At 65.8% G+C, this 21,798-nt stretch carries 14 protein-coding genes; 9 read left to right on the top strand and 5 right to left on the bottom strand.

The window, feature by feature from the left end; genetic code table 11:
• Positions 1-55 precede the first annotated feature (55 nt).
• Entirely contained in the window at positions 56-2,908 is a 2,853-nt protein-coding gene (locus tag ON33_RS38855) for a DEAD/DEAH box helicase (RefSeq protein WP_051153335.1), read from the top strand.
• Positions 2,909-2,920: 12 nt separating this feature from the next.
• Here ON33_RS38855 and ON33_RS34425 read toward each other — a convergent pair whose 3' ends face one another.
• The 4 genes from ON33_RS34425 to ON33_RS34410 form a co-directional block, all read right to left on the bottom strand.
• The gene (locus ON33_RS34425; protein WP_245551069.1) at positions 2,921-8,644 is read right to left on the bottom strand and encodes a PDDEXK-like endonuclease domain-containing protein; all 5,724 of its coding nucleotides are present in this window, start codon (positions 8,642-8,644) and stop codon (positions 2,921-2,923) included.
• A 120-nt stretch (positions 8,645-8,764) separates the two neighbouring features.
• Positions 8,765-10,213 carry a serine/threonine-protein kinase gene (locus tag ON33_RS34420; protein ID WP_245551063.1) on the bottom strand — a complete coding sequence of 483 codons (1,449 nt, stop codon included), beginning with the start codon at positions 10,211-10,213 and terminating at the stop codon, positions 8,765-8,767.
• Between the two features lie 29 nt (positions 10,214-10,242).
• Positions 10,243-10,962, bottom strand: coding sequence for a restriction endonuclease subunit S domain-containing protein (locus tag ON33_RS34415; protein ID WP_040863338.1), 720 nt, complete (start codon positions 10,960-10,962; stop codon positions 10,243-10,245).
• 96 nt (positions 10,963-11,058) lie between these two features.
• Positions 11,059-13,035, bottom strand: coding sequence for an N-6 DNA methylase (locus tag ON33_RS34410; protein WP_040863337.1), 1,977 nt, complete (start codon positions 13,033-13,035; stop codon positions 11,059-11,061).
• A 158-nt stretch (positions 13,036-13,193) separates the two neighbouring features.
• Between ON33_RS34410 and ON33_RS34405 the strand changes: the two genes are divergently transcribed.
• From ON33_RS34405 to ON33_RS34370, 7 genes are all read left to right on the top strand, one after another.
• Complete coding sequence (locus tag ON33_RS34405) at positions 13,194-14,123, top strand: YML083C domain-containing protein (protein WP_157184893.1); 930 nt, start codon at positions 13,194-13,196, stop codon at positions 14,121-14,123.
• A 101-nt stretch (positions 14,124-14,224) separates the two neighbouring features.
• Positions 14,225-14,599 carry a DUF732 domain-containing protein gene (locus ON33_RS34400; RefSeq protein ID WP_040863335.1) on the top strand — a complete coding sequence of 125 codons (375 nt, stop codon included), beginning with the start codon at positions 14,225-14,227 and terminating at the stop codon, positions 14,597-14,599.
• 36 nt (positions 14,600-14,635) lie between these two features.
• Entirely contained in the window at positions 14,636-14,965 is a 330-nt protein-coding gene (locus tag ON33_RS34395; protein WP_040863334.1) for an Rv1352/Rv1906c domain-containing protein, read from the top strand.
• 301 nt (positions 14,966-15,266) lie between these two features.
• Positions 15,267-15,884, top strand: coding sequence for a DUF4352 domain-containing protein (locus ON33_RS34390; RefSeq protein ID WP_040863333.1), 618 nt, complete (start codon positions 15,267-15,269; stop codon positions 15,882-15,884).
• Positions 15,885-16,629: 745 nt separating this feature from the next.
• Positions 16,630-17,862: a DNA sulfur modification protein DndB gene (locus ON33_RS34380; protein ID WP_040863331.1), complete on the top strand. Its 1,233-nt coding sequence runs from the start codon at positions 16,630-16,632 to the stop codon at positions 17,860-17,862.
• Positions 17,863-17,901: 39 nt separating this feature from the next.
• Positions 17,902-18,672 carry a response regulator transcription factor gene (locus tag ON33_RS34375; RefSeq protein WP_245551061.1) on the top strand — a complete coding sequence of 257 codons (771 nt, stop codon included), beginning with the start codon at positions 17,902-17,904 and terminating at the stop codon, positions 18,670-18,672.
• 455 nt (positions 18,673-19,127) lie between these two features.
• Complete coding sequence (locus ON33_RS34370) at positions 19,128-20,900, top strand: sensor histidine kinase (RefSeq protein WP_157184892.1); 1,773 nt, start codon at positions 19,128-19,130, stop codon at positions 20,898-20,900.
• 189 nt (positions 20,901-21,089) lie between these two features.
• Here ON33_RS34370 and ON33_RS42050 read toward each other — a convergent pair whose 3' ends face one another.
• On the bottom strand, positions 21,090-21,449 hold the full coding sequence (locus ON33_RS42050; protein WP_157184891.1) for a hypothetical protein: 360 nt from the start codon (positions 21,447-21,449) through the stop codon (positions 21,090-21,092).
• Between the two features lie 30 nt (positions 21,450-21,479).
• Between ON33_RS42050 and ON33_RS42045 the strand changes: the two genes are divergently transcribed.
• The gene (locus ON33_RS42045) at positions 21,480-21,635 is read left to right on the top strand and encodes a hypothetical protein (RefSeq protein WP_157184890.1); all 156 of its coding nucleotides are present in this window, start codon (positions 21,480-21,482) and stop codon (positions 21,633-21,635) included.
• Positions 21,636-21,798: the final 163 nt, after the last annotated feature.

The following is a 21,798-nucleotide window of genomic DNA, read 5'->3' as shown; positions in this document are numbered from 1 at the left end:
CCGGGCATTCGGTGGCTTCCGACTACCGCTGGCCGGAAAACACCAGTTCGGGAGCGTGGTCGCCGAATCGGTCGCTGTATCGGTCGATTTCACCAACGCTAGTATTCGCGTAGTTGTCCGGCGGCGGAAAAAGGTGAACATGGTCCCGGAGATCACGGTGCGGCACGCCGCCGAGAACACTGCGAGAGCAGCCCTGACGCGCCGGATCGCGGTCGCACTGCTGGGCACGCCGTGCCAGTCTGCGCAACAACTCAGCGTCAGCCTTGGCCTGACGGACCTCACTCCCACCGTGGTGACCCAGCTGCTCTACAGCGAACCGAATATCTTCGAGATCCTGGGTCCCGAGCAGCCCGCGATCTGGGCAGTTCGTGAGGCAGCCGCCGAATTGGTCACGCAATGGGCGCAACCGGAGACACCGCGATCAGTTACACCCCAACCGGATTCGGAGCAAGCCACCCTGGCCGCCCCGCGGACCCGCTACGCTGGGCCGCCCTTGCGCGCTTGGCAATCGGAGGCCCTGACGGAGTGGGCGCGGCGGGACCGACGTGGAATCGTCGAGGCGGTCACCGGGTCGGGCAAAACCGCGGTCGGGATCCATGCTGCCGCCACCGCACTGGACGAGGGCCGGCAGGCCGTGGTCCTCGTGCCCGGTATCGACCTGCAGACCCAGTGGTTGGAGCGCCTGCGCTCGGCGCTGCCCGGGCACCGGATCGACCGGGTCGGCGGCAAGGGCCCGGCTCGGCCGCCGGCGCAGTGGGATGTCCTGGTGGCGACGGTACAGACGGTGTCCAGCACCGCGCTCAAAGTCCCGCCCGGCGCACTGCTGGTGGCCGACGAGGTGCACCGTTACGGTGCGGGAAGTTACGCGAAAGCCCTGACCGAGCACTATGAATGGCGGCTGGGCCTGACCGCCACGCTCGAACGCAACGACAACGCGGTGGAGCAGATCCTGCTCCCCTATTTCGGCGGCCTGATACCCGGCTGCGATTACGAGCGCGCCCGTGCGGACGGCATTCTCGCACCTGTGCGCCTTGCGCTGTCGGGTGTCCATTTCACCCCGCGCGAACGCGCCAGGTACGACCGCGCGGACGAGGCGGCACGTAAGGCCAAATCGGTGCTCATCGACGCGTACGGCGCACCGGAGGATTCCTTCGGTGAATTCATGGCCTTCGCACAGCGCCTGGCCGAGCAGAAGACCGGTGAGGCGGCGCGCCAGGCACAGCGCTTCCTGAAGTACTTCGCCGAACGTCGCGAGGTGCTGGCCGACTGCCAGGGCAAGCTCGATCTGGTCAGCGTCCTGCCCATTACGGAACTCCGTGCTACCCAATCGATCTTCTTCGCCGAGCGGACTTCGACAGCCGGGCAGATCCAGTCCACGCTCCAACAGTTGGACCTTTCGTGCGGATTCGTCGGGTCCGGTCTGCAGCCCACCGAGCGCGAACGGATCATCGCCGATTTCCGGCGTGGAGAACTCCGTGCGCTGGCCGCACCACGCGTCCTCGATGAGGGCATCGACATCCCCGACGCCCAACTGGGCATGGTGTTGGCCGCCAGTCGCAGCAGACGGCAGATTATCCAACGCATGGGCCGGGTGGTACGCCCCAAATCCACCGGCAGTGCTGCACTTTTCGTGGTGGCCTACGTCTACGGCACACCCGAGGACCCCGCGCTGGGCGCGCATGAGGCGTTCCTGGGCGATCTGGAATCCGTTGCCGAGGAACGCGTCACCACCGATGCCGCCGGACTCCCGGCGATCCTGCGTTCCTGGCTGTCGGACTCGAGTGCCCAGCAGACCGCTGCCACCGATTCTCGACACACCTTCGAATCGGCGACGCCTACAACCGGGCCCCAGCCTTCTACCGAATCCGGCACGGCCCCAGGCGAACCGCGCCGGACCCCGCGTCCGATCCCCGCCGACTTGCGCACACCGGTACGCGAAGTTCCTCGCCGCCCGCAACAACCGACGAGTGCTCCCTGGGAACAAGCGCCGACCCCACCCGCAGCCGATGTGCACGCCGGCGTGCCCACACCGCTCGACGCAATGGCCAAGATGCCGACGCGGCGGTACCTCTCCGGTGACCGGCAAGCGCCACAGCCACCCGCAGCACAAATACCGAAGGCCCCGCCGACAGACCCACGTGCACCTGTCTTCAGTCCGCCACTTCATCGGACCGAAACCGGGTCCGCGACAGGTGTTCCCGAAACCAGCGAGGTCGAGGCACTGGGCGCTGGAACCTCCACTGCCTCATCTTCCGCAGCCATCGACGCAGCCGGTGCCGCCGCGGCGGCGTTCGAAACTCGGACAAACACGAAGACAGCCCACGCAGCGGAGTTCGAATCCCAATCGGGCGCAGAAATCTCCGATGCCGCGTCCGCCGATCGGGCCGACGAACCGACCGCGCATCGTTCCGCAGTGAGTCCACCCACTACCTGCGACACCCCAGCGCCACACCGGGCCGACGCCGAGAATGATGCAGCGGATTCGTTTCCGGTCGTGTCCGATTCGCACACGTACAGAGGGTCTGGACCGTCAACGCAGCCCATTGCTCCTGCCGGGCCGGTGCCCTCCGGGCCACCATATCGCGAGCGTGTGGCCGAGCTTCTGGGCGTGCCCGACGTGGCCGGCTACTGGAAAGATGCGGGCCATTCCTTCTCGCGGGCAGACTTCGACAGCTTCGTGGAGTGGCAGGCCGACACCCTCTATTACCTGTCGCGTCCGTGGGATGGCGACACCGCAACCTGGCGGCGGACCATGCGCGCCATCATCGATTGGGCGGCCTCGCCCGCCGACCCGATCGACACCTTCCTCGAGGTGTCTCGGGCCGTAAGCGAGGTCGGGCCGAATCGGACGGAGCTGCTGCGGTTCGCGGCCACCATGCGCGGACGCGTGCTGGCGGACTTGCTCTAGCGCGAGCTCGATTCAGTCGTTCGTGCCGAGCCGCCGCGCCAACGGCACCACCAATGCGAGCGCGGCAATGGTGTTGTCGGTCAAGCGGGTCTGCCCGACGGCGTTGATGACCGCGCGGAACAGTGTTGCGCGATCGGACCATCCGTGGCGCTCGGCCTGATGAGCCATCACCTCCGCCAGTTCGAGCGGCGGAATCTGCTCGACCTTGCGGGGGCCCAGTCCACGCCAGCGGGATGCCGGCTGCTCGGGCAGCCGATAGGTCAGCAGCGCCGGGTCGTCCAGCTCGAGCGCGTTGTCCACCACCAGGTTTCCCCGGGCGACCGCCGCGCGCAGCGCGATATCCAGCTTCTTGCGAACGTGGTCCCGTTCCCGGGTCCGGGCCGAGGCCACGTAGGCGGCCCGCAATCGCGCCGCGGTCACCGGGCCCTCGACGGCCACGATGCGCAGGAAGTCTCCGACGATCGTGGCATGGTCGGCGCTGGTCGGGCTCTTCAGCTGCTCGGCGAAGGCAACATAGGATTCGATGACGAGCCGCCGCCCATCCGGCATTGCACCGTTCGCTGCCGAGCCGAGACCGCCCGGACCGGCCACCGGCTCGTGGTCGTCGGCGAATCCGTTGTGCCCAGCCATAACCGGGTCGATCCGACCGTCCGAAATCGGACCGTTGTGGCCGTTCGCCGTGGTTTCACCACTACGATCCGCAGCCCCGCCGTTTCTCGATGCTCTTTCGGGAAACTCATCCGTCGAACCGGCCCAGCCATTCGCCGCCAAGGGCACGTTGCCGAGCGCTACGGCGACGATCGACGGTGCGGAATCGATCTCCGACGAACCACGAGCTGACGCATATGTGCCGGTTCCGCTCGAGCCAGCAGAAGCGAATGCCGGGGATTCACCTACCGGCTCGGCGGTCTCACTCATCTGAAGCGCTGGCTCGGCAGTATCGCCTCCCACCGTCCCGGTAGCCGGTGCTTCTACCGACGAGGGAATCGAATCTGCGTCGTCTCCCCGATCCCCTGGCTGGTTGGCCGATAGCGAACTCGCCTCTGGCACTGTCCAATCGCCATCGAACGCGTCCAGCTCGCCAGTCTTCGGAGGTTCTGCATACCCGGTGGATGCCTCACGATGGAGTCCGGAAGGAGCCGGATCATCGCCCGACCGGTCGGCCTCCTCCTTGCTTCCCAACCGCACCGTCAGACGTGAATCGACAAGTTCCTCCGTCGTCCACACTGATTCGACCGGTACCAGCGACACTCGTTCTCGCAGCTCGGGACTTGCCGGTTCGACCGGCTCCGGACCGGCGGCGGCCAGCAATTTGGCCAGGCGACGCTGTTCCTCCTCGGCTATCGGATAGATCCCCTGGTCCTCCAGCAGCAACCAGAGCTCTTCCAAACAGGTATCCGGGTCGACGATGAAGTCCGCCAAGCGGATTCGATGAAACGGCCAGCCGCACCGTTCCAGATCGCGTTGCCTGGCAAGATCCTCCCGATACTGGTCGGGACCGTTCCAATGATCGCCGTCGCAATGCACGGCGAGCTGGCCGCCTCCGCCTGTGACGACCATATCGATGTCGTAGCCGGTTTCGGTGTAGTGCGGGGTGACTCGGTAACCGCGGTCGACGATGCGGTTGTAGACCTGCTGCTCGAACAGATACTCGAACGGCTCGACAAGGTAACCGTCGGAAAACCGTTGCGGCGGTTCGGCGTCCACGTGGGTGCGGGCTTCGATGCCCTGGCAGTATTCGAGCAGCCGCAGCCGGAGATCTGCGCTGTTGTGTAGATGCTCTGCAGTCACCGAGTGGTACAGCCACAACTGGTCACGGGCACGCGACACAGCGACGTTGTAGCGCTGCGCGGCGCTGTCGGTGGTCTGCGCCGCCAGCCGTCGGTCCGGGCCAGGCGCGGCCACCAGCGACAGGAAGATCACGTCACGTTCCGCGCCCTGGAAGTCGGCCGCGTCGCCGCAGTGCAGCTCGCGCCGCTGCATCTCCTCCGGGCCGATGCGCGCGACGAGTTTCTGCGCGATGTGCTTGGCCTGTGAGGTACCCAGCAGCGAGATGACGCCGATGGATTTGCCGTCGTAGCGCGGATCGGCGAGGCAGCGCTCGATCTGCTCGACGATCCGATCGGCCTCGGCCGGATTGACCTGGCTGGACACCTCATGGCCGTCGGCCACATGCACGGTGCGAATCGGGTCGAGCCGATCGCTACCGTAGCGGCGCACCGGCACGAGCGGCACGCCCTCCGGCTCGTAGGCAATCTTGTTCGAGAATCCGATGATCTCGGGCACGCAGCGGCGGTGCTCGATCAGTGTGAGCTTCTTCGGGTATCGCATGGATGCGTCGTCGAACAGGCTGAGCTTGGTGTTGTACCACGAAGACAGGTACGTGTCGTCGTAGAGGTACTGCTTGGCCAGCCGTTCCAGCTCGCCCGCATCGATGCCGACCGCCGAGGGCGACACCTGCTTGTCGTCGCCGATCACGACGATGCGCGGGGCGAGGTACTGCAGGAACACCGCCTCCGCCCCGGCCTGTGAGGCCTCATCGACCACCACCACGTCGAACATGTCGGCGGTGACCGAGAACTGTTCGACCACACGGTAGATCGGCATGATCCACACCGGCACCGCGGCACGGCAGTTGCCCAGCGCCCGCTGAATATCGGCCCGATCGCGGTCGGCGTACTTGCCGGTGCCGCGGCCGAGCCTCTTCACAAGTTGCGCGTAATGCCGCAGGTCTGCCCGGGCGCGATTGGTCAGCCGCCCGACCGCCAGATCCCACGCGGTGGTGGCCGCACGCGCGGCCGCCAGCTCACGTAGCTCGGCCTCGACATCGTCCAGGCGGCGGCACAATTCGTTGACTCCGCCAACATTGTTGGTGGTCAACCAGCGCCCGACCGTGGCCCAGCGCCAGGCCATTTCGAAGCCGGCGAGCCGCACATCCCAGTCCGGGTCCGCGGGATCGGCAGTGATCGCGTCGCGCAGCAGTGGCAGGGCGGTCAGATCCACGTCGATCTCGTGCCTGCGAGCGAGCCTGCGGCGCAATTGATTCAGCTCGGCCAGCCGGTCGTGGGCCTGACGGTAGGCTGCCGTGTCCCGGTCGTGGGCGGCGGCAGCGAGCTGATCCACGGTCGCGGTGGCCCGGGGATCCTCGCGCAGCGCGTCCAGCCGACGGGTCAGCTCGTCGAGTGGCACGACCGCGCGATCGAGCGCCTCCCGCGCGGCCACCGCGTCGAATGCTTCCCGCGCGCCGCGCACGCCGATCGGGTCGGCCCAATCCGGTACGGGTAGTGCGAGATCCCGCAGGCAGGTCACGGTGTGATCGAGCCTGCCAGCGTAATCCAGTACCTGTGCCAGCACCGCGAATGCCGCACGATGCCGGGCGACGCGGTCGCGCAGCACACCCGGCCCGGAAGCGTGCCCGCCGCCCGGCCAGGCCAGGTCGAGCTGCTCGAGGAGTCGCTGACCAAGTTGTGCGTTCAGGAAATGGGTGAGCTGTTCGACGGTGACGGGGATGCGACCGTCGATCCGGACCTGTTCGAACAGCGGCTCGGAGAGCTTGACCACGCGAGGCGCAGTCAGCCCGGTCTTCGGGCGGCCGTCGGGATGGAGTTTCAGTGCGCCATGGGTTTCAATGTGCGACTTCAGGTTTTCGGCAAGGCCGAGCAGCGTTGCCGGGTCATCGACGGTCACCTGGACGGTCGCGTACGCGAGCGCGGCCACCACCACGTCGGCCTGCGTGAGCAGATCCGCGATAGCCGCGGCCCGCGAACGCCATTCGAAGTCACGTCCGCTGTGTATATCGGCGAGGGCGGTGGCGGTCCAGGGTTCGGTCCGGTGGCTCAGGTGCCGTAACCGGTCGGCGAGCTCGTCGAGCAGTGCGCACACCCGGCGGCGTTCGTCGCCGGACAGCCCGGCTATCCGCGCGGCGGCCGGGTCGGCGTCGTAGTGCGCGTAGCCGTGGCGGTATTGCGCCGCTTGCTTTTCGGCCGAGCACCATTGGCCGAACAGATCCGCCGGCGGCAGCGCCGTGGCTGCGACGATGTCGGGTGCGGCGACTTCCGGATCGTCGAGATTATTGTCCAGCAACAACGTTCGCCATTCGGTGACAAGTTCGCCGGCAATCGGGCAATCCTGCTCGACCTCGTCGACTACCAGCTCGGAAATCCAGCCGAACTCCGATCGTGCGTCGCGCCAACGCAGTGCGATATCGGCGATGGTTCCGGTATAGCCCCCGACCGAGTGTGTCGTGACATCGCGCTCACGCAGCGTCAGCAGTTCCTGCTGGATTGCCGCCCGCCGCTGCCGTGCCAGCGCGATCGCCTGGTCGTTGGCGGCGACCGCGGCCGCACCGGCCGCCGGATCATGCTCGTCGGCGGCGTGTGAGATGCGATTGACCGAGGCCTTGAGGTCCTCGAGTTCGCGCCGCGAGTCGCCGACCACCGCGACGGACAGCGGTTTGATCTGGTCGGGCAGTTTGGCGCGCACCTCGTGCAGGGCGCGGTCGGTGTGCGCGGTGATCAAGACCCGCTTGCCCTGTGCGAGTAAGTGTGTGATGAGGGCCGCCGCGGTGTGGGTCTTACCGGTCCCAGGCGGACCCTGCACCAGCGTGTGCGCGTGCTTGTCCACGTGCTCGAGGATCCGCAGCTGAACATCGTTGAGCTGCAAGGGGAGAAACTGATCCGCGCCGTCACGCACGATCGCGCCATCGCCCGCGGTGGGCGCCGGCACGGGCTCGAAGTTCGGGTCGACCAGATTGTGGATGCCCGAGGGCAGTTCACCGGTGGCCCGAATAGTCTCCGCGATGGTGCGCAGCGCGGTCACCATGCCCCGATTGCCACGTTTGCGGAGGATGACAGCCGGTGCATAACCGGCCGTCGGATGCGCCACCGCATCTCCGGGTCGAATGTCATCGGCGTACACCGCGTCCGGGTTGATGCAGTTGATGAACATGCGCACCAGCGCACCGACGTTCTCCCGATCGAAGGGGTCGATCTGACCGTCGCGCGCCTCGGCCTCGGCACGCTGCAGATCGCTCGCGGCCGACATCTGCGACGGGTCGAGGATCTCCTGCAACTCAGCGGTGTACCCGGTGACGCCCGGATCGATCGATGCCGAGATCGCGCCGTAGTCGGAATCGAACCCCAGTACCACCGGCATCGTGAGCACATGCCGGCGCACGAGACCGACCTCGCTGTTGCGCCAGGTCAGAAAGCCCAGGGCAAGAACGGCTTCGAGGGTTTCAGTGGCCCCGCCGTAGCGGGTGTACATCTCGTACATCGTCTGATAGAGACGCCGCACAGCCACTTTGGGCAGCGCCTCCCGCGCCCATTCCTGCCAGCGCGGCAACCATTCTCCGAAGGCTGTGCGAATCTCGGGATGGTCGTCGAGCCGAAGCACCTCGCCCGCTTCACCATCCCGGGTGAGGCGCAATCCCGGCTCACGTTCCGGGTTGTCCCATGCTTTGTCGAGCCAGCGGGCAAGCTGCGAATCGGGTTCCGGTGCGGAAACGATCGTCACCTTCTGCACCATGAGAAACGGCTTGCCCGGATCGGCCTGCTGATAGCTGACGGCCGGATGTTCGGGCAGTTCGGCGACCCAGATGACCTCGCCGTCCCGCTGATACGCGGCAATGTCCTGAATGCGGGACATGCGCAGCGTCTGGGCTTTCGCCAGATATTCGAACAATCGCGCGCCGCGATCGGCGAGATCGTTCATGACGGGCGTCCGGTCCGCTCCCATACTCGGCACCTGCTCCTCCATCAACTTCCCTGAAATCGCGGCCACGGCAAGCTATCGACGGTCGCCGCGCATCCGCTAATCGGCATGTCCGCTCGGTCCGGAACTACCGAATTCTCTGCGCTACGGCTTTATGTGGCTTATCTGCCCGGCGAGCTCGATCACGCGGCGATCCTGTTCGCCGTAACGGACGGCCATTTGGCTGTGCAACCGCTTCAACCGGGTCAGGGCATTGCGGGTGTCGCCGAGCTGCACATGACAGGTGGCGAGCTGCCGTTGGCAGTACATGACCTGGTCGTCATAGGGGCCGCGCTCGGCGGTCAGATCGTCGATCAGCGCGCGGTACATATCAGCGGCCGACGAGTAGTCGCCGCTCTCGAAACGCAGATCGGCCAGTTTCACCCGGGCCTCGACCACATCCGCGTCGCGCGAACCCAGCAGCGGGACAGCCGCTTCCATCACGGTCTGCAACTCGTGGATCGCCGGGTCGTAGCGGGATTCGTCGGCGAAATCGCGTGCCCGGCGCACGGCCCGCTGCAGGTCGGCTCTGCTGAAATCGCCTACCGGGGCGAAAAGGGGCTGGGGCGCCTCGGGTTTGGGCAGCTGGTGGGTGGGGGTGACCAGGGTCATGGCCGTGCGCGCGGAAACCATCGAGCCGACGGCGAGGGCGTACATTCGTGCGGGGCTGTGATTGTCGTTGACCTCGGGTAGCTCACCGAGATCGGTCGCGTGCCGGACCAACACCGCGTGCACCGACGCGGCACCGTCGGGCCGCCGGTCCGGCGACTTGGCCAGCATGCTCATGATCAGCCGGGCCATCTCGACCGGTACCTCGGGGCGCTCGTGCCGGATATCGAGCGGTTGCAGATGAACCTGGTTCTGCCACACCGCATACGGCGAACTGCCCGTCATCACCCGGTCGCCGGTGAGCAGCTCGTGCAGGACGAGTCCCAGTGCGTAGAGGTCGGTCTGCGGCACCACCTCACCGCCCTCGACCTGCTCGGGAGCCATGAACGCCGGGGTACCGAGGGTATGACCGGTCATGGTGTAGCGGGTCATATCCGAATCGGGCGCGACCGCAAGACCGAAATCCAGCACCTTCACCGTGCCGTCGGCGCACAGCATCAGGTTGGACGGCTTCAGGTCCCGGTGAAAGATGCGGTTGCGGTGTGCCGCCGCAAGCACCGCCGCAGCCTGCCCACCCAGGTTGGCGACGACTCCGACCGGTTGCGGTCCACGTTCGGCCAGCAGCTTGTCGAGAGTCTTGCCCTCGATGAATTCCATAACGAGATAGGGACGTTCGGGTCCACCTGGAGTCGGCGAGCCGGTCCCGGCATCATGAATCACCGGTAGCCCCGGATGATTGAACCTGGCCATCAACTCCGCTTCCCGGAAGAAGCGCTTGTCCCAGTCAGGATCATGATCGAGGCTCGGGTGGGTGAATTTCACGGCGATACGGCGCTTGAGGTGACGGTCGAACCCCTCGTAGACCTGCCCCATGCCGCCCGCCCCGATCTCGTCGAGCAACTCGTACCGGCCGCCCACAACCTGCGGTTGCACCGCTTCTACCACCGTGACTCCTGACAAGCCGACACGCCAACCTACTCGTCGCCAGCTACGGGGCGGAGCTTGCCCTGAGCCAGCCCACCGAATCCGGTTCGTACCAATAGTCCGATATTCGCCCGTTGCCTCTGCAAGGCGGCCTCGAGGGCGGTCAACTGCTCGAATGCCTTGCCGTACCGATGTTGCTCGGCCAGTGGGATGCGCGGAACGGCGACTTCGTAGATGTCGATGTGGTTCCCGTCGGCCGCTTCGACTGCCGCCCGTAGGATCCCCGCCAGGAAATAAGGATCGATGGCGTCGGAGTCGGCGCGCACCAGGCGAATGCCCGGCCCGAGCAGCACACCATTGTCGGTACAGACCCGGACGGCCGGCTCGGTGCTGATTGCCACCGCGATATCGCCGACGCGGATTTCGATCGCGCCCGGCGCGCAGGCATCACCCCAGCGCGACGGCGCACGGCCGAGCCGAACATCCTTGGCTGACAACATGGGAGTGTCTCCGCCGGTGGCCCCGACGGTCGGCGGTGCTTCGTGGAGGTCGATCACGCCCGCCTCGACGAGATCTTCCAGGGGAATCGACGGATGCGAATCGGGGTCCGGTTCCAATACCGGTGGCCTCCACGCTGATTGCCCCAGCAATGCCGAGCAGCAGATGGCGTACTCGTCGTACGGGTCCGGGCGGCGGGCAATCTCGGATGCGTCACCGTCTTCACCTTCGACAACGGTGCGGTGCTGCTGCCCCGCGGCCTCGCGCATCATGACCGCCGCTCTCCCCACCCCCACATCAACTGTCCGACCAGCAGTAACGGTAGCAGCGGTGTAGCCCACGCGTCGGGTACGCGCGATGGATGGCACTTATTGTCGGTCCTCGGCACCCTCGGGAAGCAGCGCTCCGGCGGTGAGTCCCGTGGTCACGAGTTCCGCGACGTTCTCAGCAGCGTAGGTAGCACGCCGCGCGGCGGTGCGCAGCAGGAACAGTAGCCGAAACATCTCGCCGTAGCGTTGCTGCTCGGCCAGTCCCAGCACCGGGATGCGCAACCGGGACGGATCGAAACGAACGGTGGATGTCCGTGTCGCCGAGACATTCTCGGCGCCGGTCAGGAATCCGGCGAGGAACCAGGGATCGAGCCGGTCCGGATCAACTCGCAAGGTGTGGATGTGCGGGCCACGGATCGACCCCGCATCCTCCGCGGTTGCCACCCGGGCGCTACGCCCGCCGGTGCGGTCGCTCCGCACGGTTGGAATCAGGACGTCGCCGATTTCGACATCAACGTTGGTCGCCGGTGCGGAGGACGCTGCGGTACCCGAGGCCGGGACGCCGGTCGCGATGTCAGGGGCAGTGAGGATACGGCGCTGATCGTCCGGCACTGCAGGTTCCGGGCTCGGCGGTTCGGACCGAATCCATTCCAGCTGACCGTGATTCGACAGGTCGGCAATGGTCATATAGCGCCACGACTTGCCTGGCGAGGCCGACCATCCACCCAAGTCGCCTGTCACCGAGGACAATTCCGACGCCGTGCTATCGAGTCGGCGAATCGCCTCCTCGACCTCATCGGAGACGGTATCCGCGTCCAGCGAGGATCTCATATATCTGGCGGGCGTGAGGTCGACCTCTTCGGTCAGCACATCCACCAGTCGGACCGGGACCGCCAAACCCGATTCGGTCGCATCCTCTGGCCTGGGGCCACCGAAGGCTCGCCAGGCCCTGAGCACTGCGTCGCCGAGCGCGCGGTCCTCACTATCCGTGCTCGAGGGAAGGCGGGTGGTGTCGACGAACAGCACTGAATCCGGCACCGGCGCTCCCGGTTGCGGGCGACGCAGGATCCAGATCTGCAGGCCCACATGCCAAGGCTGGGCGGCACCCGGAGCCAGGCCGATCACGGCGCGCAAGGCGCCGGTGCGCACCAGGTTGGCACGGATCTTGCGGCCGGATCCACGCGTCGCCACGGCGGGCGGGAGCAACAGGACGGCGGTCCCGTCCGGACGTAGGTGCGCGAGCGCGTGCTGAACCCAGGCGAGCTCCGACTCCGCCCGGGGAGGCAGGCCATAATCCCATCGCGGGTCGAAGGCCAGCTCCGTTGATCCCCAGTCACGTTGACCGTACGGCGGATTGCACAACACGGCATCAGCGCGCAGGTCAGGAAAGGCGTCGGCGGTGAGGCTGTCGCCTGCTCGCACCACCAGCCGCGCGCTGGCTTCCGCCTCCAGTAGCAGCCGGGTGCGCTGCACCTGCACCGGCAGGGCGTCCTGCCCGTAGAGCTCACTCGCACCGGCCTGGGCGGCCGCGAGCAGTACCGAGCCGCTGCCGCAAGCCGGATCCAGCACGACGTGCGCGGCACCCGTCCCTGGGGAATTCGCCAGTGCTGCCAGCAATTCCGCCACCCGGGGCGGGGTTACATACAAGCCGGTCGCCGTGGTGTCCTCGAGCGCTCGCTCTCCCAGGATGTCGATGGCCGTTCGGGCACCTTCCGTGTCCGCCGCGCGCTCGAAGATGTCCACCGCCTCGTCAGCGAAGTCCTCCGTGAGATCGGGGGCTGCCCAGCCTGCCCCGGTAGGACTCAGTGCTTCCAGCACACGCATGGCCGCGTCGGGTGTGGTGCGTGCGCGGGCAAACGCACGCAGCTCGTTCACCGCCGACGTTTCGGAGCCGAGCCGATGATCGGCCAGCCATTGCTGGACCTCGTGCAGGTCGAACTCCGGACGAGCCTCAGTGCCCGCGATGGACTTTGGAAAGTCGGCGTGCCGTCGACGCCAGTTGCTGACAGTGGCGCGGGTGACGCCCGCCAGCCGGGAGATCTCCGCAGCGCTGACTGTTGACACGGGCTTCGGCATGCCCCTCCTCTCGTGTACCTTCCTCCACCCTGGTCGACCGATGAGCAAAAAGCAATCTCAAGATTCTGGTTGACAATGCTTTCACTCGCTTTTAGTGTTTTGCATCGCACCCACATCAAGCTCGGTGAAACCACCGCTCGCCGATCGGGGAGGAAGACATGACTCGGCAACGCCATCTCCGCAACCGCGCTCACCGCCGAGTGACCCGGGCCCACGGCCGCGAGCTATCCCTCCGAGTTGCCGGCACTCACAACGTTCAGCCCGACTACACCGCGATCCCCCGCTGCGCCGACTGCGGCAAGATCCGCTACTCCACCCAGCGCGAGGCCGATCTCGTCCTGGCAACCTTGGACCGCACCAATCCGGCACGGCGGGAGAAGAATTCGTACCTGTGCACCGCGTGCGACGGCTGGCATCTCACCAGCTGGGCGACCGCGGAGCACAGCGACTATGTGGCCGTCGCGTTCTCGGCCTCGCACTACCGCGTTTTCCCTCTCTCGGAGTACGTTCCAGCGTCGGAAATCACCAGGGAGCCACTGAATCTGAGCAGCATCGCGGCAGACACTGCCGCCGTCCCGACGCCGGCCGAGGTAGCCATGCGAACCGCTTGCGCGCCGATCGAGACAGGGCTGGCGGAGCTGCTCGTGCCCGGACCTGCCGCACCGCCCAAGCCCACGACGACTGGACCCCTCGAGTCCGCGACAACGGAACGGCCCGAGTTCGCGATGACTGCATCGCCCGAGCTCACGCCACGTACGCCGCTCGAGACTGTGGCGCGGGCGCCTGCCGTGCCTGCCGAGGTGTCGCCCTCACCTGCAGCACCGCCCTCATTGCAGTCAGCAATGCCGCTACCGAACGCAGCGCCAGGGCATGTCGTTCTGCCTCCGCGCACCGTGCCATCACCTGCCGAGGTGGCCGCACGCACGGTGCCGATCAAGCGGGCGGAGGTGGCCCGCCAACAGGCCGAGGCGACCGCGAAGGCGAACGCTGCTGCCACACAGCGGAACCCGGCTCCTGCTCCCACCAAGCCTCGAAACATGCTGCGCGCCATGCTGCGCCGCCTCGTGCGGCGACTCCGCCACAGCTGAATCGCTATCTCACGTCCCGCGGCCGGCGCTCCCGGCCGCGGCGACCCCGCACGCCCGTCGGGCGTCGCGATCCCCCATCAACCCCGTTTCACGAAGGAATCATGCGCACCCTCTCGACCTTGCTCGCCGCAAGCGCCACCGCCGTCGCCCTCTCCGCCGCGGCGCCCGCCGCCCTGGCCGCTCCCGACACCGGCTCCGCAAGCGGCTCCTCCAACGGCTCCTCGAGCCCCGGCTGCGGCCCCCGCAGCGCCGCCGACCTGCGCTTCCTGCGGGCCTCCCACGAGAACGAAAACAGCTGCACAGTCCAGGACCGGGCCATCAGCCTCGCCCAGGCTCAGTGCCAGTGGCTCGACGCCTACGGCAACTCCGCGCACAACCAGATCGTGCTCGCCGAGAAGGCCCGCAACACCTTGAAGTACCCCTACACCTTCCTCGACGCCGCCATCAGCGCGTACTGCCCGCAGTACAAGCTCTGACCCTTACCCGCAACCACACGAAAGAGCTGAAACGCCATGCGCCACAACCTCATCACCACGTTGTCCACGGCCACCCTCGCCGCGACCTGCACCGTGCTCGCCACCATCGGCACCGCCCACGCCGACCCCGCCACCCGGCTCCACGAGGGCATGCAGGTGGTCGGACAGGATGTCGCGCCCGGCACATACTCCACGCCGGGCCCTCGCGACCAGGACTACGGCTACTGCTTCATCACCTGGCTGCCCTACAAGGGCGCCAAGGACTCCGAGGCCACCGACGTCCAGTCCTACTCCGGTGCGTCCTACGTGCGCCTGAATGCCGGCGACGTGATCACCGTCGAAGGCTGCGTCTGGACCCTCGAATAGCGGCGTCCCGCCTCTCCGACAACCAAGCGCCTCACGTAGCCGTGATGTCCGTTGGTTGCGGCGAATCCGTCGTCCCACCCCGCATCCGTCCCACCCGCATTCGAGGCGGGAAGTGCGGTCACCACCGCTTTTCCCGCCTCGCCCATCCACCGAAATGCCAGGAACGCCAATGACTTACCAGCCCCCGCCATCGCCCAACGAGCCCACGCCAGGACCCTATCCGGCCACACCCCCTCCCTACCAGGCCGCACGGCCCTACCCCCAGGCGCCATTCCCTGGGCAGTACCCACCGCAGTACCCCATGGCGCCGACCCCGCCCAAGAAGTCGAATGCTCTCAAGATCATCTTGCTGATCATCGCGGGCATCGTCGCCCTCTGCGGCATCGGCGGAGTGCTCGGCGGCAAGGACACCAAAACGGCCCAGCCCCCGTCGACTTCGGCAACCAGGTCCCCCGGTCCCGCCGGCAACGCCCCGGCACCCGCCGCGGGCGCACCCGCCCCCACCACCGAAAAGCCCCCCGCGCCCGGCCTCAACACCCCAGTCCGCGACGGCAAATTCGAGTTCACCGTCACCGACATCCAAACCGGCATAAAGGAAGTCGGCACCAACCCTTACCTTCGCAAAACCGCCCAGGGCAGCTACACCATCATCTCACTCACCGTCCGCAATATCGGCAAGGTCCCCTACGGCTTCTCCCCCTCCGACCAGGACGTCTACGACGCCCAGAACCGCAAGTTCTCCAACGACGCAGCAGCCGCCATGAACCTCCAGTCCGACACCAGCCTCTACGCCAACCTCAACCCGGGCAATTCCATCACCGCCCAGGTGGTCTACGACCTTCCCGCCGACTCCACCCCGGACCACATCGTCCTGCACGACTCGATGTTCTCCGGCGGGGCGACGGTGTCGCTGCGGTAGCGGCAAAGCCGCAGCGAAATAACTCATCCAAGGCACCGGCGAACTCGGCTCACGACCATCTATAGAGCTGAGCTGTTCAGAACATACTGCGACGCAAGAAGTTTCATTCAGTCTGCCAGTGACTATTGCACAACCTTGACATTTCACCGTGAGGCGCATCCGATGGATCATTGGGCGGACGTATCAGGTCCGGGTTGGAGACCTCCCGAGGATTGGGGCCCGTATGTGTCGGGACGGTGGGGCTATTCGAGACGCGACCTCGGAAACTACCGGCCCACCCATGCCAATCCGATCTCTCCCGACGAGGTGGTGTGGGTACTGGTAGACCCGGGCTTTCCCGCCGTCGCTGTACACCATTCCGCTCGGGACTGCGATGTTCTCGCAGTCGACCGCGCCCTGGCTCACCGTTGCGGCGGCAGCCCAGCCATCGAACTTCGCCGGTACAAGAAAGTATGTTCTCGCGCAACACCGCTCGCCTGCCCCGTGTGCGATCGCAGTCGGACCGACGAATCCTTGCTACGGGACTGCACGATCGCTACCCACGAGGGCACGCGGTACGGGAGCATCGTGCGCTGGCGCGAGACGCCGGACCGTCGATGGTTCGCAATAGTCCGCTACCGCAATTCAACCGGAGACCTGATCGTCGGCGTGCTGCCGAGCGAACGGCTGGAACCGGACCCCGATTGAACAACCCACGCCGGCCCGAACCGGTGCACCCAATTACTCCCGAACGAAAGGACTCTCGATGACCGGCAACCCTATGGGATTGATGGAGCACGATGGCCTCGATCACGCACTGGCGGCCGCATCCGCCGATGCCGCCGCGGCCGGCGCTCGCGTCTTCCCGTGCACCGTCTTCCAGCAGGGCGTTCGGACGATGATCTCGACCTCCTTCCCGTATTCGTTCCTCACCCGTCAGGTGGTCGCCGAATCCGCCGACAAGGGTGGTGATCCCGCGAATACGACGAACCGCCCGCTGATGACCGACCACGTCAAGAGCATCAACCACTACGTCCGCGAGAACCGAGGCAACTACATCCTTCCGCCGGTCACCTTGAACGCCCGCCAGCTGCCGGCACTGCACGTACCCCGGGGCAACTTCAAGAATCGCCTCGGTTTCATGGTGGTCGGCGACAGCGTGCGGTTCTATGTCACCGACGGCCAGCACCGGATCACCGCGATCAAGGGGCACGGCACCGGCCGCAGCGCTATCCCCGGTCTGCTCGACCTGGAAATCGGTTTCGAGGACGACAGTCTCGCTGTGCTCATCGTTGTCGAAGACGACCTCAAGCGCATCCATCAGGATTTCGCGGATGCCGCACAGACCAAACAGATTCCGGCGAGCCTGCTCGCGGTCTACAACACCCGCGAACCCATCAACGGCGTCCTCGCCGATCTCGTCGACCAGACGCGCCTGTTCCGGGGCCGGGTCGATGCCACTTCCAGCAAACTGCCCAAGGCGTCGCAGGCGGTATTCCTGCTCAACCAGGTTCGCCAGTTCGTCAAGGAGCTGCTGTTCAACGACTACGCCCTCAGTGAGGAGTCGGTCGCCAAGCAGAGCGCACAGCTGATCAATGACAAGACGGCACGCAACGAATTCGTCACGGACGCAGTAACTCTCATTGATATTCTCTCCGAGCACATGGATCCTTGGCGTGAGATCTGTGAGCTGCCCACCACCGGTGGACCCGCGAACCAGGTCGCCGACTTCCGGCAGAAGTACATCAACCTGACCGCGACCGGACTCGTCGTCATCGGCCGGGTCGCCTACGAGATCCGCAAGAGCCCGGATCTCGACTGGCGACTGGAACAGTACAAGCGCCTCGCCACGGAGATCGATTGGCGTCGGGGCGCGTCGATCTGGCTCAACACCATCATCTCGGCGGACGGCAAGGTCGCGACCCAGCGTGGTCCGGTCCGGGATGCGGCGAACCGCGTCATGGAACAGCTGGGCCTGCAGGTGGATGTGGGCCTGTAGCGAATCCGGTTCGGGAAACGAGATTCGCGGGTCTGACCAATGGGCGCCATCGTCGGTCGCGATGCCAGGCGAACCCGGCGAATGTTCCATTACGCCAGCACAGCGATGTTCAATGCCATACTGTCGCACCGTCGGTGGAGGAAGGCTGTGCCAGCAGAGTTGAACTCAATCATCCGGGTCGCTCTCATTGACGACCATGACGTAATCCACGAGGGCATCTCCAGTTGGTGCGCCGTGGCCGATCCACCCATCCGCGTCGTCGGTGAATATCAATCGCCGACGGAGTTCACCGATGACGCGGGCTCGGTCGATGTGGTCATCCTGGACCTGCAGTTCGGCACCGGCGCGCCCCACCTGCGTTCGGTGACGGACCTATGTGATCGGGGGCATCGAGTCGTGATCTACAGCCAGCACACCGACGCGCGGCTGGTGGGCAACTGCCTCGAGGCAGGGGTTGCGAGCTATGTGGCGAAAACCGAGGGACGCGAACCACTTCTGAAAGCGGTCCGTGCTGCGGCCGGCGCGGAACTGCATATGACTTTGACGATGGCCAACGCGATGTCGTCGGTGTCGATGCCGGTGCGTCCGCGGCTGTCCGCACGCGAGCAGCAGGTTCTTCTGCTCTGGTTCCAGTCGGGATCGAAATCCCTTGTCGCCATACAGCTATACCTTTCCGAGAGTGCCGTCGAAACCTATATCGCCCGCGTTCGCGCCAAATACGCGGCGGTCGGCCGGCCCGCGGGTACCAAGGCCGCCCTCGTGACACGAGCCATCCAGGACGGCATCGTGAGTCCCGACGAATTGCCATGACCGGTTCCGCGGGTGACGCGGTCGAACCGCAGCTGATGACGACCAGGCTCACCGATGAGATCGCGCTGTCGGCGCTGCTGCTGCGCCATCTACCGTTTCTCTTGGCTGCGGTCATCTACCCGCTGCAGCCGGAGCACACTCCGGTGGGATTGCTGCTCAACACCGGTTTCGGGAGTTGGTCAGCGTTTCGGCTCTGGACCCGGCGCCGCGGATCGGCCTGGGTTCTCGCTGACATCATCGCGGTCCTCGCCTACCTGGTGTGCACCCCGTTCGTCGTCGCCAGTTCCGAACTGTCGGACCCGAACACCCCGAATGCCGCGCAGATCGTCGCCGGACAATCCGCGGTGTCAACGGGGATCGGCATCATCGGCGCCGCCGGTTCGGCCACGCTCATCGCCACCGGTCTCGCTTGCCTGCTCGGCTACACCCTCGATGGCCTGGCCCATCCGTTCTCGGTGCTCTCGATCTATTTTCTCGCCGTTCAATGGGTGTTAGCGGTTATCTTGCGCCGCTTGATGATTCGGGTCGCCCATACCGTCGACGACGAGGAAGACCGCCTGCACGACGCACAACTCGCGGCGGCGGTGGCCGACGAGCTCTACAGCTATGACTGCGAGCAACGCCGGCTCCTGCACGACACTGCCACCGCGACCCTGCTGATGGTCGGTCACGATGCGGCGTCCGACACCGACCGGCTGGCTCGCCAAGCCGAGCGCGACCTGGCCGCTCTGGCCCGCAGTCCCGTGCCCCACGATCACACCGACGTCGACCTCACCGATGCGCTGGCACCGATCTGCGCCGAACCAGCCCTACCCGTATCCCTTCTCGGTGCGCTGGTACTCGTCGACCACCGCACGGCCCACGCGCTGACTGCGGCGACACGAGAAGCGCTGACCAATGTGGAACGCCACGCCAATGCGACCGCGGTCATCGTCACCGTCGAATCGGGGCGACTCGCCATCACCGACAACGGGACTGGGCTCACAGCATCCTCCGACGGCGCCCGCGGACGTCACGGCGTACGGCAGTCGATCATCGCGCGCATACGCGACATCGGCGGCGATGCAACCCTCGCCTCCTCGGCCGCTGGTACCACCGTCACACTGACCTGGCCGGCGGCAGCACCATGCCAGATCCCAGCAACGGATCCATCGCGCACAGCCCAAAAGATCGTCCGACTTCGCACCAGCTACGGGTATGGTCTGGTCGCCATCTCGATCACCCTCACAATCACCGCGATCGCGCGAATGCCGTTTGCCCATCCGCCGCACCTCCCCACACAACTGGCGTTGGTCATCGGGCATCTGGTCTGCGGGTGCGTCGCCGGACTGAATATCCGATGGAGAATCCCGTGGTCAGGATTCGCTGTCGCGGTGGTGATTGCCATCGCGCCGATCCAGATACTGATTCTTCCCGCCGGCGATGTATTCGGTGGCGTGAACTGGGCACTGGCCGATATCGGGTGGACGGTCGTCGCGCTGATGGTCCGTGCTCGCCCGGCGGTCCTCTACGGCACACTGGGCCTATCCTGGCTCATCTCGGGGACCACACTGCTGCTGCACAGCCCCACCGGCGAAAACCTGATCAGACTCACCTATCTCGTGGCGAGCGTCGCGGTGATGCAGGCACTCGCGATCACATTCCTCACCTCGATCCGGCGGGCAACGACGGCTGCCCAGGCCCTCGCAGACGAACACGCCGAACTCACACGTCGACAAGCCGTCCATCTAGCATTGACCCGCCGATTTCAGCGGCGCAACGAAGAGATCATGGCGCGGGTGACACCGCTCTTGCAAAGCTTCGCCGCCCGGAGAGTCTCACCGAAAGACCCTGCCGTGCAGGCTACGTGCCTCGTGGAAGCATCCCGGTTGCGTCGGCTGTTCGTCCTGGCCGATGTCCTCGACCATCCTGTGCTGCGCGAACTTCACACCGATATCGAGTCCGCCGAGTACCGGGGCGTCACCGTCGATATCGCTGTCGCCCCCGGGCTCCCTGACGTCGCCGCCGATCACCATCTCGTGGCCTGCCCCCGAATTGTCTTGTCCACCAGCACGTCCACTGCCCGACTGGTGGTCTCGGCGAACGAATTCGATGTCATAGTGAGCATCGTCGGCGACCAGCCCGCCAAAGCACGCCGACAGCTCGACGCTCTCGGCAAGATCAGCGATCTCACGGTGCTCGACACCGACGACCAGATCTGGGTTCAGGTTCGCGCGCGACGACGGTGAGCCCCCCGATCACGTTGCGCCGGCGTCAAACCGATGTCTGTCGGGTCAACACCCGACAGACATCGGCCCAGAGCACAGGCCACCATGGGCGCATGTGCGCAATCGAGGCGGCAGCATCCGTCGCCCTGTTTCGAGGACTTGCGTGTCGCAGATCGGTCGGCGCGACTCTGTGGAACTCGACAAAACTCATCACGCGAGGATGGTGAAGGAATGTTTGCCGTATTCATCTTCATAGTCACCTATCTGCTGGTAGGAGTCGTTGTTGCCAATAACAACTACCAGAAGCGACACGGCCTTCGGGTTCGCATGTTCGTAGCCGCGAATCCTTTCAACATCGCCATCTCGATCATGCCCCGTGCGTTCATTTGGCCACTGTTGCTGGCGGTGCCTTCCATGGCGAACCCGGAGCCATGCACTCACGAAAGGCACATCGAGGCCAAGCGCCGAGGTGTGCGCTTCATCGAAGACATATGAACTTTGCATCGGAATCCCGGTCGATGCCCCGACCCTACCGTAGGCGCAGGCTCTGACCGATACGTCGAGACTCATCGAAATGGACTGCGAAAAGGAGAGAATGAAATGGCCCAATCCGAGCAAGACGTCCGCAACGCAATCGCTCGCGTGAAAAACTCGCCCGCGAATGCGACCAAGGAAGACTGGAAGGTAGTCAACGATTTCGCACGCATTGCCGGCCCACTCGGAAATCTCGCACGCGAGGCGATCAAGGGCCGCTGAGTCGCCGGCGGACCGAGACCGCGCCCTGCCGGCATCCTCGACCGCGCCTTGCGGGTCGCGAGCCGGCACGGTGGCGGGGCCAACCTTCCGCGGTCGGTGAAGTTCATCCGAGACCGCGGGGCATGACCAGGCCGCCGAAAGCCTCAGCGGCTCTGCAGGATCG

The sequence above is a fragment of the Nocardia niigatensis NBRC 100131 genome (assembly GCF_000308655.1).
Classification (GTDB): Bacteria; Actinomycetota; Actinomycetes; order Mycobacteriales; family Mycobacteriaceae; genus Nocardia; species Nocardia niigatensis.
Note: the sequence above shows the minus strand (reverse complement) of the source record. Positions and strands in the feature narration are given on the sequence as shown.